This window comes from Paenarthrobacter sp. TYUT067 (genome assembly GCF_023656375.1).
Lineage (GTDB): Bacteria > Actinomycetota > Actinomycetes > Actinomycetales > Micrococcaceae > Arthrobacter.
Genome location: NZ_JAMOIT010000025.1, coordinates 47,103 through 63,427 on the forward strand (window position 1 = coordinate 47,103; position 16,325 = coordinate 63,427).

The window sequence follows — 16,325 nt, forward strand, 5'->3', positions numbered from 1 at the left end:
TATACGATTTCGTACTTGATCGTATTCGAGGAAGAGGAGGCGCCGTGACATTGGAGTTTCGGACCCAGGAAGTCAGCCAGGACATGCTGGCCCGGACGCGCAAAGTCATTGCCGTCCACATCAACTACCCCAGCCGCGCCGCACAGCGCGGACGCACCCCTGAACAGCCGTCGTACTTCCTGAAGCCGTCGTCCTCGCTGGCGCTCGGCACCACTGAAGCTCCAGGCACGGTAGAGCGCCCGGCCGGTTGTGAACTGCTTGGCTATGAGGGTGAGATCGCGCTGGTCATCGGCAAGTCCGCCCGCCGCGTCAGTCTTGAGGACGCTTGGAGCCACGTCGAGTGGGTCACGGCGTCCAACGACCTCGGCGTGTACGACCTCCGTTACGCGGACAAGGGCTCCAATGTCCGCTCCAAAGGCGGCGACGGCTTCACTCCCGTTGGTCCCGCGCTGATCCCGGCCGACGCCGTTGACCCGGCCCAGTTGCGAATTCGCACCTGGCACAACGGGGACCTGGTCCAGGACGACACCACCGAGGACCTGCTCTTCCCGTTCGCGCAGCTCGTCGCGGACCTTTCCCAGCTGCTCACCTTGGAAGAGGGCGACATCATCCTCACCGGCACCCCGGCCGGCGCTTCTGTTGCCAAGCCGGGTGACGTCGTCGAAATTGAAGTCACCGGCGGCGACTTCAGCAGCGGCCGCCTGGCCACCAGAGTAACGGAAGGTACGACGCCGTTCGCGGACTTTGGTGCCCGGCCCAGGACTGATGACACCCAGCGGGAAGAGGCCTACGGATCGCGCGAAGCTGCCGGTTTGGCTCCTGCCGTTTCCGTGCTGACTCCGGCGCTGAAGGCGAAGCTGGAATCCGTTGCTACGGCGACCCTTTCTTCGCAACTCCGCAAGCGTGGACTGAACAATGTAAGCATCGACGGACTGCAGGCAACCCGTCCGGACCGCAAAGTGGTGGGCCTCGCCAGGACTCTCCGCTACGTTCCCAACCGCGAGGACCTGTTCACAACCCATGGCGGCGGATTCAACGCCCAGAAACGTGCCATCGATTCCGTGAACGAGGGCGAAATCCTGCTCATGGAAGCCCGCGGCGAGAAGGGCACCGGCACCGTGGGGGACATCCTGGCGCTGCGGGCCCAGGTCCGCGGAGCTGCCGCGATCATCACCGACGGCGGCGTCCGCGACTACTCGGCCGTGGCTGACCTTGACATGCCTACCTACTTCGCCAACCCGCACCCGGCAGTGCTGGGCCGCCGCCACATTCCGTGGGACACGGACATCACCATCGCCTGCGGCGGCGCTACCGTGCAGCCGGGGGACATCATTGTGGCCGACTCGGACGGCATTCTGGTGATCCCGCCGGCCATCGCCGATGAACTTGCCGATGACTGCATTGCCCAGGAGAAGGAAGAAACCTTCATCTTCCAGATGGTGCAGGAAGGCAACAGCGTTGACGGGCTCTACCCCATGAACAAGGAATGGCAGGCACGCTTCCAGGAGTGGTCCGCTCGCCAGCAAACCGCGGAAGGAGCCCACGGTGCCTGAAACCGCCGTCGAGAGCGCCGCCGTCGAGAGTAAATCCCAGCAGGCGTATGCCGCCGTCAAGGAGCGGATCATCCAGGGCACCTACACGCCGGGGTACCGGCTAGTGCTCGCCAAGATCGCCGAGGACCTGGGGTTTAGCGTGGTTCCCGTGCGGGAAGCGATCCGCCGGCTGGAGGCCGAAGGGCTGGTGAAGTTCGAGCGGAACGTGGGCGCCACGGTCTCGGGCATTGATCCCACCGAGTACCTCTACACCATGCAGACGCTGAGCATCGTGGAAGGTGCGGCCACCGCGTTGTCCGCGCCACTGATCGATGCCATTGCCATAGAACGTGCGCGTGCGGTCAACGCCGAGATGCGCGAATGCCTGGAGCATTTTGATCCCGTCCGCTTCACCGCGCTGAACCAGGATTTCCACAGCGTCCTGTTTGAGCACTGCCCCAACCCGCACATCCTGGACCTCGTGCACCGGGGGTGGAACAGGCTGGCGTCCCTGCGATCGTCCACCTTCCGTTTTGTCCCCGGACGCGCCCAGGAATCGGTGCGCGAACACGAGGCACTCCTCCAGCTCATCGAGGGCGGAGCAGATGCCGACACCATCGAAAAAGCAGCCCGACAACACCGCGCCGCCACCTTGGACGCGTACCTCGCCACAGCAAAGAACCAGTAAGGACTTCAATGATGAGTACCTCTACAGAAACCACCAAGCACTACGTCCCCCAGGACCTGCCCACCCACATCCAGCACTTCATCAACGGTGAGTTCGTTGACTCGGTGTCCGGCAAGACCTTCGACGTCCTGGATCCGGTATCCAACGGCAACTACGCCACCGCTGCTGCCGGCCAAAAGGAAGACATCGACCTTGCTGTCGCCGCCGCCCGTGAAGCCTTCGTCAATGGGCCGTGGCCGAAGATGAAGCCCCGCGAGCGTGCACGGGTGTTGAACAAGATCGCCGATGCCGTGGAGGCGCAGGAAGCACGCCTCGCCGAACTTGAGACGTTCGATACCGGCTTGCCGATTACCCAGGCCAAGGGCCAGGCCCTCCGTGCGGCGGAGAACTTCCGCTTCTTCGCGGACCTGATCGTGGCCCAGTTCGACGACGCCATGAAGGTCCCGGGCTCACAAATTAACTACGTGAACCGGAAGCCGATCGGCGTCGCCGGCCTGATCACCCCGTGGAACACCCCGTTCATGCTGGAGTCCTGGAAGCTTGCCCCGGCCCTGGCCACGGGCAACACCGTGGTCCTGAAACCTGCCGAATTCACACCTTTGTCCGCGTCACTGTGGGCGCAGATTTTCAAGGACGCAGGCTTGCCTGACGGTGTGTTCAACCTGGTCAACGGCCTGGGCGAAGAAGCCGGCGATGCACTGGTGAAGCACCCGGATGTTCCGCTGATTTCCTTCACCGGTGAGACCACCACGGGCCAGACCATCTTCCGGAACGCGGCCGAAAACCTCAAGGGCCTGTCCATGGAGCTCGGTGGCAAGTCCCCGTGTGTCGTGTTCGCAGATGCAGACCTGGACGCAGCCATTGATTCCGCGCTCTTTGGGGTCTTCTCGCTCAACGGCGAGCGCTGCACCGCCGGCTCCCGCATCCTGGTGGAGCGGGCCATCTACGACGAATTCTGCGAGAAGTACGCCGCCCGGGCCAAGAAGATCGTGGTGGGCGATCCCCACGATCCCAAGACCCAGGTGGGCGCACTCGTACACCCGGAGCACTACGACAAGGTGGCGTCCTACGTGGAGATCGGCAAGTCCGAAGGCCGGCTCCTGGCCGGTGGCGGCCGACCCGACCACCTCCCTGAAGGCAACTACATCGCACCCACGGTGTTTGCCGACGTCGCGCCTGACGCGCGGATCTTCCAAGAGGAAATCTTCGGTCCCGTCGTGGCCATCACGCCCTTCGAGAACGACGACGAAGCCCTCGCCTTGGCCAACAACACCAAGTACGGCCTGGCGGCCTATATCTGGACGCAGAACCTGACCCGGGCCCACAACTTCTCCCAGAACGTGGAAGCCGGCATGGTGTGGCTCAACAGCCACAATGTCCGCGATCTCCGCACCCCGTTCGGTGGCGTGAAGGCGTCCGGTCTGGGCCATGAGGGCGGCTACCGCTCCATCGATTTCTACACCGACCAGCAGGCCGTGCACATCACCCTCGGATCCGTGCACACCCCCAAATTCGGCGCCTAAACTCGGAGTTTTTGTACAGATAACGCCCCTAAAACCCGTTCTAAAGGGCCGTACCTGTACAAAAACTCCATCCACCTGACCCCTTTCAACGAAGAGAGAATCCCATGAGCAACTTCACCGGCCCCATCCCCACACCGTCGGTCCCCGCGCCGGACATTGTCCGCTGCGCCTACCTGGAACTCGTGGTCACTGACCTCGAGAAGTCCCGCGCGTTCTACGTGGACCTCCTGGGCCTGCACGTCACCGAAGAGGACGAGAACACCATCTACTTGCGCTCCTTCGAGGAGTTCATCCACCACAACCTGGTCCTTCGCAAGGGCCCCGTCGCCGCCGCTGCAGCGTTCGCGTACCGGGTGAAGTCCCCGGCCGAGGTGGACGCCGCCGAGGCGTACTACCGCGAGCTGGGCTGCCGGGTGGAACGCCGCAAGGAAGGCTTCACCAAGGGCGTGGGCGACTCCGTCCGCGTGGAGGACCCGCTGGGTTTCCCGTACGAGTTCTTCTACGACGTGGAGCACGTGGAACGCCTCACCCAGCGCTACGACCTCTACTCCGCCGGTGAACTGGTCCGCTTGGACCACTTCAATCAGGTCACCCCGGACGTTCCGCGCGGCCGGGCCTATCTCGAGGATCTGGGCTTCCGCGTCTCTGAGGACATCAAAGATTCCGACGGCGTCACGTACGCCGCCTGGATGCACCGCAAGCAGACCGTGCACGACACCGCCCTGACCGGCGGCAACGGACCCCGCCTGCACCACATCGCGTTCTCCACGCACGAGAAACACAACATCATCCAGATCTGCGACAAGATGGGCGCCTTGCGCATCTCTGACAGGATCGAACGCGGCCCCGGGCGCCACGGCGTGTCCAACGCGTTCTACCTCTACATCCTGGACCCGGACGGCCACCGCGTGGAGATCTACACCCAGGACTACTACACCGGAGACCCGGACAACCCCACCGTAACCTGGGACGTCCACGACAACCAGCGCCGCGACTGGTGGGGAAACCCCGTGGTCCCGTCCTGGTACACGGAGGCCTCCCCGGTCCTGGACCTCGACGGAAACCCGCAGCCCATTATTGAACGCGAGGACAAGTCCGAAATGGCCGTCACCGTGGGCGCCGATGGCTTCTCCTACACCCGCCCCGACGCTGCCTCCGGCGAAGCTGCCGAGGGCTTCAAACTGGGAGCGCAGGTCTAAAATGCTGGACGCAAAGACGATCGAAGCCATAGCCGATGAACTGGTGGAAGCGGGGCGGAACCGCAAGCCGGTGCCGCGGCTGACTGCCCGTTATCCGGAGATGACGGTGGAGGATTCCTATGCCGTGCAGCAGTTGTGGATGCGGCGAAACGAGGAAGCCGGACGCACGTTGGTGGGGCGGAAGATCGGCCTCACGTCCAAAGCCATGCAGGCCGCCACGGGCATCACCGAGCCTGATTACGGTGCCATTTTCGATGACATGGTCCTGGAAACCGGCTGCTCAGTGGAGTGGGACCAGTACACGCATCCGCGGGTTGAGGTGGAATTGGCGTTTGTCCTCAAGGACGCGCTCAAGGGACCCGGCTGCACCATTTTCGACGTCCTCAACGCCACCGACTACGTGGTTCCGGCCCTCGAGATCCTGGACTCCCGGATCGAAATGGAGGGCCGGACCATCGTGGACACCATCTCGGACAACGCTGCGATGGGCGCCATGGTGGTGGGCGGCCGCCCGGTGCGGCCCGACGCCGTCGATCTCCGCTGGGTCTCCGCCATTCTGTACAAAAACCAGACCGTGGAGGAGACCGGTGTGGCAGCCGGCGTGCTGGACCACCCGGCCAACGGCGTCCATTGGCTGGCCAACAAGATCGCCGCCCACGGGGACTCCATGAAGGCCGGAGATATCATCCTGGCGGGCTCGTTTACACGTCCCCTATGGGTGTACAAAGGTGATACCGTGCACGCGGACTACGGACCGTTGGGAGTTGTGACATGTCACTTCAGCTGAGCCCCACCTTCTATTCGGCCCTCTCCGAAGCCGGCCGTCCGTTGGCCGGCATGTGGGTCTGTTCCGGCAGTCCGCTCGTGGCGGAGATCTGCGCGGGCTCCGGTTTGGACTGGCTGCTGATCGACGCCGAGCATAGCCCCAACGGGCTCGAATCCATCCTTGCGCAGCTCCACGCCGTCAGCGGGTACCCGCCGCAGGTCATGGTCAGGCCACCCGTCAACGACACCGTGATCATCAAGCAATACCTGGACCTCGGTGTGCAGAACCTGCTGATCCCCATGGTGAACTCGGCCTTCGAGGCAGCCACCGCAGTGGCCGCGGTAATGTACCCGCCACTCGGGGTGCGGGGAGTCGGCTCGGCTCTGGCCCGCGCATCACGCTGGAACCGGGTCCCGGACTACTTGGCGTCCGCTTCGGAATCGATCAGCCTGACGGTTCAGATCGAATCGGAGGCTGCGGCATCGGCCGTCGAGGAGATTCTGGCCGTCGACGGTGTTGACGGAATCTTCCTGGGCCCCTCGGACCTAGCAGCCTCCATGGGCTTGCTGGGACAGCAGGAAAATCCCCTGGTGAGGGCCGTCGTCGAGCATTGCCTTGAAGCCGCAAAAGCGGCAAGTAAGCCCGCCGGCGTGAACGCCTTCAACGAATCAACCGCCCGGGCCTATCTCGACGCCGGTGCCTCCTTTGTGCTGGTCGGCGCCGATGTTGCGGTGCTGGCCCGCGCGTCTGAGGGGTTCGCCTCAACGTTCATCCCCGTGTCCGAGACCGCGGAGCGCGACAGCTACTGACTCAGTTGGGTGCGGGCGGGGTGGGCTTCCGCGCCATGTACCACTCGGTGAATTCGCGGGCGCGTCCGTCCTCGGCGAAGCGGATGACCCACAGGTTGTCGTAGGTGGGATCCCCGTTCAGGTACGTGGTCAGGCCTTGGACGAAAGCCGTGTCGCCGTCCTGGCCCAGAAGGTTCCACTCGAACGTCCAGTCCTCGGGCTTGTCGCCGGCGTCAGCCCACGCTTTGACGATCTCTTCGTGGCCCTTCCATGGTTTGTCCGTGTTGGGTTTGTCGTAGTAGACGGCATCCTCGGTGAAGAGTGCCCGGACGTCCTCGGGCTCATTCGAGGTCCACGCGCGTTCGTACTTGTCCATCCAGGAGTTCACGTCGTTGGTCATCTACCCGTTCTACCCTCCGGGGCCGGTGGGTTCAACGGTGAGGGCCAGGGAACTCAGGCCGGCCGGGCGATCCCCCGCGTTGACCGGCGGATGTGGTCCGGAGTGAGGCCGGTCAGTGAGGCGAGCTCCAGGTCGTCGCAGACTCGATTGCGGAGGGCCATCACAATGAGGGCCTCGCGTCGTTCGGTGATCTGGTCCCGATGACATTCGGCGGCCCTGAGTTCGTCGCTCTTCTGCTTTAAGTCGGACAAGTGTACGTTGCGGGGGATCCCGCTCGGGTGGAGATCGTCATAAGCCAAAGCGATGGTTCGGACCGCCTTCATGTTCTCCCCTGTAGCCGCCGAAACAGTGGCGATGGTGAGCCCATCCTCAATGGCCTGCGCAATCAGCTCGTTCCTGGCAGCGGCCAGGGTACGAATGGCGCTCGTTGCGTGGGACAGCAGCTGCCGATGCGCTCCGAGGGCATGCACCAACTTGGCGTGATCACTGTGATCCGTGGTCTGCGGACGCTGGGCCTTGGCCCGGTAGGTGTACCGTCCGGTGGCTGACCTGGCTTGGTGCGAAACTGCGGGCCCTGACTCTTGTTGGGTTGTCATTGGCTCCCTTTCAGTTTCGGAACAGCACTTCTGACCCCTCGAATCTAGGCAGTGTTCACCGGTCCAAGAAAATACCAATACCGCGTGAACCCATAAGCAAAGTGCATGGAAGAGGTGCCTCAGGGTGCGTTCATACGCATTCTGTGCGCCGAATGGGTTCTGAAACCCCATAAAGAGACCCGCGTCATAAGAGCCCCTTATAGATCCACGCACATTAGGTCTTATCCACAGGCCGCGCGAATCCTTAGTCTCGAAAAAGGGGATGCGCGAATCCGTGCGTCCTGAGTCCCACATTCCTGGAGGAGACATGTCGCACTACCTGCCGGCGTCGAGGGTCACCCGCATCAAGTCCTCAGCGAGCGTCGCCGCGGCCGCCCGTGTCCGCGAACTCAAAGCCGAAGGCATCCCGATCATCGACCTGACGGTCGGCGAGCCGGACTTCGATACCCCGGACCACATCAAGGCAGCCGCCATCGACGCGATCAACAATGGAGAGACCAAGTACACCTCCGTGACCGGTACGCCGGAGCTGCAGACCGCCATCCTGCGGAAGATCGAGGGCCACACCGGTCACCACTATGAGCGGAACCAGCTGACCATTGGCGGCGGGGCCAAGCAGGTCCTGTACGTCGCACTGATGGCATCGCTCAATGAGGGCGACGAGGTGATTGTTCCCGCGCCATACTGGGTTTCCTACCCGGACATGGTCCTTGCCAACGACGGCACCCCGGTGATCGTCGCCTGCGGGGAAGACACAGGCTTTAAGCTCACTCCGGCCGCGCTGGCGAAGGCCATCACCCCCAAGACCAAGTGGCTCATCCTCAACGCCCCGTCCAACCCGACCGGTGCCGTCTACACCCGCGAGGAACTGCAGGCACTCGGCGCGGTCCTCGAAGAAAACCCGCACGTCTTCATCCTCACCGATGAGATTTACGACGAAATCCACTTTGGCGACGGCCGCGTGACCAGCCTGGTCACCGCCGCCCCGGCGCTCAAAGACCGCATCCTGCTGGTCAACGGTGTTTCCAAGGCGTACGCAATGACCGGCTGGCGACTCGGGTACGGTGTGGGACCGGCGCCCCTGATTGCGGCCATGAACAAGCTGCAGTCCCAGACGTCGTCGTGCCCGTCGTCCATCAGCCAAGCCGCCGCGGTGGCGGCGCTGAACGGCGACCAATCGTTCGTCCGCGACAGCGTGGAGGTGTACCGCAAGCGCCGGGACGCCGCCGTCGAGGGCCTCAACGCCATCAACGGGCTGTCCGTTGCGCCGGCGGAAGGCGCCTTCTACGCGTACGTGAACTGCAGTGGAGTGATCGGCAAGACTACCCAGTCCGGGTCCGTCATCGAGAACGACCAGGACTTCACCCTGTACCTGTTGGACACCGCCCGCGTGGCTGTCATCCAGGGTTCGGCCTACGGACTCGGCCCGTACTTCCGGATCTCCTTTGCCACCTCGCTGGAGACCATCAACGCGGGCGTGGACTCCATCCGCGATGCCGTCAACGCCCTCAACTAGAAGGAACCCGAAAATGATCCATGTCAAGACCAAATTCGAGCGCCCCGACGCAGACGTCGTCAGCCGCCTCGCGGCCTTTTCCTCAGCAACGATCCACGAAGCCCAAGGCCGCCGCGGCGCTCTGAGCTCCAAGATCAAGCCGATCGACCGCTCCATGTCCTTCTGCGGCCCGGCCGTGACTGTCGCCTGCGCTCCGCAGGACAACCTCATGCTCCAAGTTGCCATTCACTATGCGCAGGCCGGCGACGTGGTCTTGGTCGGCGCGCAGGAAATGGCTGAAGCCGGCACGTTCGGCGATGTCCTGGGCAACGCCATGAAAGCCAAGGGCATTGCCGGGATGGTCACCGACTCCGGCGTCCGCGACACCCAGGACCTGATCGAACTCGGCCTGCCCGTCTTCTCCGGCAGCGTCAGCATCAAGGGCACGGTCAAGGAAACCCTCGGGCCCATCAACCACCCCATCGTTTTCGGCGACGAAATCATCTATCCGGGCGACATCCTCCGCGGCGACGCTGACGGTGTTGTGGTGGTCCGCCGCGAGGAAGCCGAGGAAGTCATCGCCCTGTCCCAGGCGCGCGACGACCACGAGCGCGAACTCATCAAGCTGTACCACGACGGCGGCAACACCATCGAGCTGTGCGGCCTCACGGAGAAGCTCAAGGAAAAGGGCCTCCTGGTCGAAGACTGATCGCTGTTCCGGGGGCCGGTCGCACGTCTTGGAAAGACGCTGCGGCCGGCCCCTTTGGTGTGCTGTTTTGACGGCAGACCGTCTGCGTTCAGGCACAGAAAAGGCGCCCTGCGGTGGCAGGACGCCTTGGATGGTGCAGCTGAGAAGGTGATGCACGACGACGGGTGGCCGGGTTGTGTGGCTGCGCCTGCCGGGGCTATTGGCTCAGTCCAGTCCGGAGTGTCCTGGACGGGTGTCCACCAAGTGCCATTCGATGCTGTTTCCTGCGTGCGTGGGCATCAGGCTTCCTTCAAAGACGAACAGCGGCTCGCCGATCCCTCCGATTGGACGCCAAAAACCATTCCGCGGGCAATGGAATCCGGTCCGTGCGCTGACTGTTCCGCGGGTTGGATTCGATACCCATCCGGCTGTGCTGATCTTTTTCACCGTTGTTTCCTTTGAGCGTGCCCGCGGAATCCGTGAGCTGGTTTCGAATTGTTTGCTAATTCGATACTAGGAAATTAAAACGGTCTTGAATAAGACCAAAGCCGTCTGTCCGGATAAGGCTTTGTTATGGATGGGCCGGCAGTTGCACGGGGTCTGTCCCGTACTTGTTGATCAGTTGTTGATGCAGCATCTCTTTGACCACCAGCAACACGGCAGAGGCGGCCTCGGACAGGGGCTCGTGGTCCGGGGTGCAGAGGGCGATCTTGCTCTGCAGGCCGGGTTCCACGATCCGCAGCACCTTGAAGTCCTGGTCCGGGAAGAGCGCATCCGCGGCAGACTTGGGCAATACCGTGCCGCCGAGGTTGGCGCGGATGAGCCGGGTGAGGGAGGGGACGGATTCCACTTCGCCCACCAGCTTCAAGGGTAGATCTTGTTCTGCCAGGCCTTTCTCTATGAGCTGGCGCAGGGTGTGGTTCTTTTCCGGGAGGAACAGTCCCACGGTGCTGGCTTCGGCAAGGGTGATGGTGTCCTTGCCGTGGTTGATGTCCACATCAGGGTGCACTACCAGGTGAAGGTCTTCCACAATCATGGTGGTGAATTGAACCCCCCGGATCTTCCCGGGCTCGTAGATCAGTGCCATGTCCAAGCGGCCGTTCTTGATGGCCTCACTCAAAACGCCGCCGAAGATCTCCGTCAGATGGACCACGATGTCCGGGTAGCGCCGCCCGACTTCGCTGATGATCTGGGGCGTCAGGCTGGAGGCCATGCTGTACGGGGCGATCGCAATGGAGACGCGGCCTGAGGGTGCCGCTCCGGAGGAGGCGACGTCCTGCCTGGCCTGCTCCACAAGCCGCAGGATCGACTGCGCGTGGCGGTAAAGCGTGTGCCCGGCCGCGGTGGGTTCCACGCCTTGTTTGCTACGGATCAGCAGGCGCTGCTTGAGGTCGTTCTCCAGCGCCGATACCTGCTGGCTCAAGGCCGGCTGGGCCACGTGCAGAGCGGCCGCCGCTTTGGTGATGCTGCCTGAGTCAACGATCTGCACGAAGTATGAGAGCTTGCGCGTATCCATCGGTCTGCCTTCCTGGAGAGCCACGTCCCCGGGTGGCATGCGTTAGGGAAATTCTATCCGGGCACCTGTGGGACCCAAGCCACAGTACAGGGTGGTGCAGGTCATAACGGAGAGCTATCACGGGATAGCTATTAGGTCTTTGTGCAACGAGGTTGGCGGGTGCGAGACTTTTGGAAAGAACTTCAGCCGACGCTTTGGGATTCCAACAGCGTTTGGCATTTACCGGAAATTCAACTCAATACTCTGAGGATAATTTGTGAATTCCCGGAATCCGAAGGCAAACCATGGAAAGAGAACCACGTGAACCCGACAATTGATCTTGTAGCGGATCTTGGAGAGGGATTTGGCGCCTATATCATTGGCGACGATTCCGAACTCCTGGACATCGTTTCAAGCGCCAATATCGCGTGCGGGTTCCATGCCGGTGACCCGGACATCATGGCTGCCACTGTTGCTGAATGCGTTCGCCTCGGAGTAGGCATCGGGGCTCATCCGAGCTTCCCGGACCTGCGTGGCTTCGGTCGACGCGACATGGGCCTCACTGCCACCGAAGTTCAAAACGATGTCCTGTACCAACTGGGCGCCCTGAACGGTTTCGCGTCTTTCCACGGCACCAAGGTCACGCACCTCGCTCCGCACGGCCGGCTCGGCAACCTCGTCGCTGTCCGCGCCGACTACGCCCAAGCTGTGGCTGAGGCCGCGGCCCGCGTGGACAACGAGCTGATCGTGGTGGCCCAGGAAGGCGAACTGGCCGTTGCTGCACGCAATGCCGGGTTGGACGTTGCCATCGTTGGCATCGTGGACCGGGCCTACCAGGAAGACGGCACGTTGGTTCCCCGCAGCCAGTCCGGTGCTGTGCTGCATGATCCCGCAGAGATCGTGGACCGCACGCTTCGTATGGTGATTGACGGCCGGATCCGCTGCGCCAACGGCGTGGACATGGACATCGACGTCAACACCGTCCTCCTTCACGGAGACAACCCCGGCGCTGTTGAGCTGGCGCGCCGAATCCGCTCCGAACTCATCTCCGCCGGTGTCACCATCGCACCGCTGGCCGAGGTCATGGATGCCAAGAGGAAGGCGGCCTGACATGTCCGTTCTTGCAGCGGCCCCTACCGAGATCTACGAATCCGGAGACTCCGCACTGCGTGTTGTCGCGATCTCCGAAGCTAGCGAACACAACTGGCTGACCGTCCACGGTCTGGCCGATTGGCTGGAAAACTGCGGCGCCGAAGGGCTGCATGGCGCAGTTCCCACCTATGACTCCGTGCTGGTTGAGTTTGATCCCATCCTCGTTTCTGCCCGCCAGGTGCGGGCGTTCGTCAAGCTGGGCCTCCTGGAACTCGGACGCTCCGCCGGGTCTTCGACCGCCCCGCGGGAGTTCGACGTTCCCGTGGTTTACGGAGGGGAATTCGGCCCGGACTTGGAGCGCGTCGCCCAGCACCAGGGAATCTCCGTGGACGAGGTCATCCGCCTCCACACCGACAAGACCTACACCGTTCGCTGCCTGGGTGCGCCTGCAGGCTCGCCCATGATGGACGGCCCAGCATTCCCCAAGCCCGTGCCGCGGCTCAAGGACCCCCGGCTCAGCGTCCCCGCTGGAGCCGTGGCAGTTGCGGGTCGCCAGGCGGTCATCGCTCCGGCGGTGGCTCCGGGAGGCTGGTGTGTCATTGGACAGACCCCGTTGTCGGTCCTGAACATCCGCCGCGAACCGTTGGTGCCTTACAAACCCGGCGACATCCTGCGGTTCCGGCAGATACGGGCCGAGGATTTCAACGACTTCGTGGGCATGGAGCTGGAACCGATGGAATTGGAGCCCCTGCCGTGAGCGGCGAGATCCTGATCCAGCAGCCCGGCAGCTCCGTCGTCACAGACCTCGGCAGGACCCGCGGCCCCCGCTTCGGCCTTCCCGTCAACGGCGCACTGGACCAGTACTCGGCCCGTGCCGCCAACATCCTGGCAGGCAACCTGGACAACCACCCCCTGGTGGAGATCACGGCTCTCGACTTCCGGATGAAAGCCACCACAGACATCCTGATCGCCGTCACCGGCGCTCCGCTCACCCTCACGGTTGGTGGCCGCCCGTCCAGCCAGTGGGAACCCGTCTCGGTCCGTGCAGGTGAAACAGTGTCCATCCGCGGAATCCACAGCGGCCTCCGCGCGTACCTGGCGATCCACGGCTCCATCGAGGCAGAAACCCTACTGGGCAGTGTAGCTCCGGACACCGTGGTGGGCTTCGGACTGCAACTCAAGGAAGGCACCCGCCTCCTGACCCGCAGGAGCGTTGGCCCCGTTCGTCAGCCGTACTTTGATCTTCCGCTCTTCCGGCTGGGCCTTGACCGGCCCCGCATGGACTCAGACTTGTTGGTCGATGTGACCGACGGGCCGGACGTCGCCGAGTTCGGCGCATCCGGTGAACTGCTCTTTACCTCGGAATACGCCGTCAGCGGCCGCAGCAACCACATCGGTTTGCGGCTCGGCGGGGAACTTCCGGAAAGAACCTCAAGCGGCGAAGTCCTTTCCCGCGGAGTGCCAGTGGGCGCCGTCGAGGTTCCTTCAAGGGAAGAGCTGCTGGTACTGCACCGGGGACGTGGCGTCACCGCCGGTTATCCCGTCCTCGCAGTAGTCACCAGCACCGGACTGGATGTCCTGGCCCAAGCAAGGCCAGGGGACAAAGTCCGTTTTCGGAAAACCACAGTGGCAGAAGCAACTGCCGCCCACAGGCGCTCGCGGGCCCACCTTGAAACCCTCCGCGAATCCGTCAACACCGTCTTCGGACTCCTCGGCATCGGATGCCGTCCCCAGTGGCAGGACCTACCAGTTGCGGCATGCAGCTAATAACCCTGTCGTCAGACCAGTAGGCGTTGCTACGCTCATCTCAGTAAGGAAAAGTCATGACCGCAAGCACCAACGCTGCGCCAGTGCAGCATGAGCGGCTCACCAGCCGCCAAACCCGCAAGGTTGTCACCGCAGGTTGTGTTGGCATCTTCGTGGAACTGTACGACAACGGCATTTTCGCCTTCATGGCGGGAACGCTGGCGCTCGTCTTCCTGGCCCCGGGCAACCCGGACAACGCACTGCTCTTCGTGTTCGCCGGCTACGCGGTCTCGTTCTTCGTTCGTCCGCTCGGCGCTGTGGTGTGCGGCTACCTCGGAGACCGGATCGGCAGGCAAAAGCTACTGGTCTTTGTCATCCTCCTGATCAGTGTTGCCACCGCCGGCATTGGCCTGCTTCCCCCTTATGCGGCCATCGGCGTCGCGGCCCCCATCCTGCTGGTCCTCCTGCGACTTCTCCAGGGCTTCTCCGTGGGTGGTGAAGCTGCCGGCGCCATGACCTTCCTCGCCGAGCACGCCCCTGAAGGCAAGCGCGGCATCATCACCTCCTACGCACAGATCGCCTCTTTCGCAGCACTGCTCACCGGTACTTTGGTGGCCTACTCCATGTCGCCGTGGCTCACCCAGGCAGCGATCGACGGCGGCGGCTTCGGTTCGTTCGCATGGCGCATCCCGTTCCTGGTGGCCATCCCCATGGGCATTATCGGCTGGTACATCCGCAAGGCCATCAGCGATACCCCCAACTTCGAGAAGCTGAAGGAAGAGGGCGGCCTCTCCAAGAACCCGCTCAAGGAAGCTTTCCAGTCCAAAGAACACCGCCGTGCCATGCTCCTGGCCCTCTTCATCCCGCTGATGAACGGCTCCGGCTACTACGTTCTGTTCTCCTACATGCCCACGTTCCTCAAGGGCAAGCAGCTGAACTTCACCATCGGCGAAGCCCTCCTGGTCACCGCGTGCAGCCTGGTGGTCATCTGCATCGCCATCCCGTTCATGGGAGCCCTGTCCGACCGCGTCGGTCGCAAGAAGGTCATCGCCGGTTCCGCGATCGCCATGGCAGTCCTCGGCATTCCGTCCTACGCCCTGATTGCCACCGGTCAAATGGGCTTGGCCATCCTGGGCGCCTGCATCATGGCCATCGTCTTTGCCGGGCACACCGCAGTCATCCACATTCTGATCGTTGAACTGTTCCCCACCCGTGTCCGCTACTCCGCTTACGGCCTCGGCTACAACATCTCCTCGGCCCTCTTCGGCGGCACCGCCCCGCTGCTCATGACCTGGCTCATCGGCAGCACCGGCAACATCTACATGCCGGCCTTCTACGCAGTCATCACGGCGCTCGGCACGCTCATCGCGGTCAGCACGGTCAAGGACCGCGCCCACGAGCCATTGCGCGACGCCTAGCCTTCACCAATTTCCGGCAAGTGCGCCGGGTTTCACAGCCCGGCGCACTCTGCCCACCGATTCCCCACCTTTGGAGAACACCATGTCTTTTTCTGACTACACCACCGCCCTCGTCACCGGAGCGTCAACCGGTATGGGTGCAGCCATTGCCGAGCGCCTCGCCAAGCGCGGACTGACAGTTCACGCCGTGGCGCGCAACGAGGAACGCCTTGCCGAGTTGGCCGACCGAACCGGAGCCATCCCGCACGTAGTGGACCTGACCGACACAGCCGCGTTGGCCGCCGTCGTGAATGACCTCAAGGTGGACGTCCTGGTGAACTGCGCCGGGGTTTCCCGGCCGGGCAACATCCTGGACTCGTCCGAAGAGGATATTGACGAGCTGGTGGACGTGAACCTCCGCGGCCTGCTGCAGCTCACCCGACTGGTCCTGCCGGGCATGGTGGAGCGCGACCTGGGCCATGTCATCAACATCAGCTCGATCGCAGGCGTCTACAACTTCTACGGCCACACGGTTTACCACGCCACCAAAGCAGCCGTGCACCAGATCTCCCGCCAGCTCCGGAACGACACCGTCGGCAAGCGCATCCGTGTCACCGAAATCTGCCCGGGCCGCGTGGAAACCGAGATCTTTGGACGCAATATGGGCGGCACTCCGGAGGCCATGGAAGAGGCCTGGCAGACCTACTACGAGGGCTACGAGTCGCTGACCACGGACGACATCGTCAATGCCTTGGACTACGCCATCGAAACGCCGCGTCACGTGAACGTGGGCATGCTCGAACTCATGCCGACGTTCCAAGTCCCCGGCGGGCTAACGTTCGACCGGCGCTAACGCGCCCCACAAGTTCCGGTGGCACACACTCCCGTCACCGGATATATAGGCTGGCGGGCGCGTTAAT

Annotated in this window: 17 protein-coding genes; 13 read left to right on the plus strand and 4 right to left on the minus strand. The window is 63.1% G+C overall.

From position 1 onward, the window contains the following. Positions 1–44 precede the first annotated feature (44 nt). The 6 genes from MOD31_RS19500 (at position 45) to MOD31_RS19525 (ending at position 6,517) form a co-directional block, all read left to right on the plus strand. The gene (locus MOD31_RS19500; RefSeq protein ID WP_223941176.1) at positions 45–1,553 is read left to right on the plus strand and encodes a fumarylacetoacetate hydrolase family protein; all 1,509 of its coding nucleotides are present in this window, start codon (positions 45–47) and stop codon (positions 1,551–1,553) included. After that, positions 1,546–2,220, plus strand: coding sequence for a GntR family transcriptional regulator (locus tag MOD31_RS19505; protein WP_223941175.1), 675 nt, complete (start codon positions 1,546–1,548; stop codon positions 2,218–2,220). The genes MOD31_RS19500 and MOD31_RS19505 overlap by 8 nt, the downstream gene beginning before the upstream one ends. A gap of 11 nt (positions 2,221–2,231) precedes the next feature. Further along, a complete protein-coding gene (gene hpaE / locus MOD31_RS19510) occupies positions 2,232–3,743 on the plus strand; it encodes a 5-carboxymethyl-2-hydroxymuconate semialdehyde dehydrogenase (protein WP_142937539.1) in 1,512 nt (503 codons plus the stop codon). A 104-nt stretch (positions 3,744–3,847) separates the two neighbouring features. After that, on the plus strand, positions 3,848–4,942 hold the full coding sequence (gene hpaD, locus MOD31_RS19515; protein ID WP_250821444.1) for a 3,4-dihydroxyphenylacetate 2,3-dioxygenase: 1,095 nt from the start codon (positions 3,848–3,850) through the stop codon (positions 4,940–4,942). A gap of 1 nt (position 4,943) precedes the next feature. Beyond that, on the plus strand, positions 4,944–5,729 hold the full coding sequence (hpaH, locus tag MOD31_RS19520) for a 2-oxo-hept-4-ene-1,7-dioate hydratase (RefSeq protein WP_250821445.1): 786 nt from the start codon (positions 4,944–4,946) through the stop codon (positions 5,727–5,729). Then, positions 5,714–6,517: an HpcH/HpaI aldolase/citrate lyase family protein gene (locus MOD31_RS19525; protein ID WP_250821446.1), complete on the plus strand. Its 804-nt coding sequence runs from the start codon at positions 5,714–5,716 to the stop codon at positions 6,515–6,517. The genes hpaH and MOD31_RS19525 overlap by 16 nt, the downstream gene beginning before the upstream one ends. Position 6,518: 1 nt before the next feature. Here the strand turns inward: MOD31_RS19525 and MOD31_RS19530 are convergent, their stop codons facing one another. Next, positions 6,519–6,896, minus strand: a complete 378-nt coding sequence (locus tag MOD31_RS19530; protein WP_250821447.1) for a nuclear transport factor 2 family protein — start codon at positions 6,894–6,896, stop codon at positions 6,519–6,521. Between the two features lie 53 nt (positions 6,897–6,949). Further along, positions 6,950–7,492: a hypothetical protein gene (locus tag MOD31_RS19535; protein ID WP_250821448.1), complete on the minus strand. Its 543-nt coding sequence runs from the start codon at positions 7,490–7,492 to the stop codon at positions 6,950–6,952. Between the two features lie 307 nt (positions 7,493–7,799). Between MOD31_RS19535 and MOD31_RS19540 the strand changes: the two genes are divergently transcribed. After that, entirely contained in the window at positions 7,800–9,008 is a 1,209-nt protein-coding gene (locus MOD31_RS19540) for an aspartate transaminase (protein ID WP_250821449.1), read from the plus strand. 13 nt (positions 9,009–9,021) lie between these two features. Continuing rightward, positions 9,022–9,696, plus strand: a complete 675-nt coding sequence (locus tag MOD31_RS19545; protein WP_024818583.1) for a 4-carboxy-4-hydroxy-2-oxoadipate aldolase/oxaloacetate decarboxylase — start codon at positions 9,022–9,024, stop codon at positions 9,694–9,696. Between the two features lie 204 nt (positions 9,697–9,900). Here the strand turns inward: MOD31_RS19545 and MOD31_RS19550 are convergent, their stop codons facing one another. Both MOD31_RS19550 and MOD31_RS19555 read right to left on the minus strand, forming a co-directional pair. After that, positions 9,901–10,122, minus strand: a complete 222-nt coding sequence (locus tag MOD31_RS19550; RefSeq protein WP_024818582.1) for a hypothetical protein — start codon at positions 10,120–10,122, stop codon at positions 9,901–9,903. A gap of 124 nt (positions 10,123–10,246) precedes the next feature. Next, positions 10,247–11,191 carry a LysR substrate-binding domain-containing protein gene (locus tag MOD31_RS19555; protein ID WP_250821450.1) on the minus strand — a complete coding sequence of 315 codons (945 nt, stop codon included), beginning with the start codon at positions 11,189–11,191 and terminating at the stop codon, positions 10,247–10,249. Between the two features lie 300 nt (positions 11,192–11,491). Here MOD31_RS19555 and MOD31_RS19560 point away from each other — a divergent pair, with 300 nt between their 5' ends. From MOD31_RS19560 to MOD31_RS19580, 5 genes are all read left to right on the plus strand, one after another. Continuing rightward, positions 11,492–12,280 carry a 5-oxoprolinase subunit PxpA gene (locus MOD31_RS19560; protein WP_250821451.1) on the plus strand — a complete coding sequence of 263 codons (789 nt, stop codon included), beginning with the start codon at positions 11,492–11,494 and terminating at the stop codon, positions 12,278–12,280. 1 nt (position 12,281) lies between these two features. Continuing rightward, the gene (locus tag MOD31_RS19565) at positions 12,282–13,019 is read left to right on the plus strand and encodes an allophanate hydrolase subunit 1 (RefSeq protein ID WP_250821452.1); all 738 of its coding nucleotides are present in this window, start codon (positions 12,282–12,284) and stop codon (positions 13,017–13,019) included. Beyond that, a complete protein-coding gene (locus tag MOD31_RS19570) occupies positions 13,016–14,029 on the plus strand; it encodes a biotin-dependent carboxyltransferase family protein (RefSeq protein ID WP_250821453.1) in 1,014 nt (337 codons plus the stop codon). The genes MOD31_RS19565 and MOD31_RS19570 overlap by 4 nt, the downstream gene beginning before the upstream one ends. Positions 14,030–14,085: 56 nt before the next feature. Continuing rightward, the gene (locus MOD31_RS19575; RefSeq protein WP_105692593.1) at positions 14,086–15,426 is read left to right on the plus strand and encodes an MFS transporter; all 1,341 of its coding nucleotides are present in this window, start codon (positions 14,086–14,088) and stop codon (positions 15,424–15,426) included. Positions 15,427–15,508: 82 nt separating this feature from the next. Next, positions 15,509–16,258 carry an SDR family oxidoreductase gene (locus MOD31_RS19580; RefSeq protein WP_024818576.1) on the plus strand — a complete coding sequence of 250 codons (750 nt, stop codon included), beginning with the start codon at positions 15,509–15,511 and terminating at the stop codon, positions 16,256–16,258. The last annotated feature ends 67 nt before the right edge of the window (positions 16,259–16,325 follow it).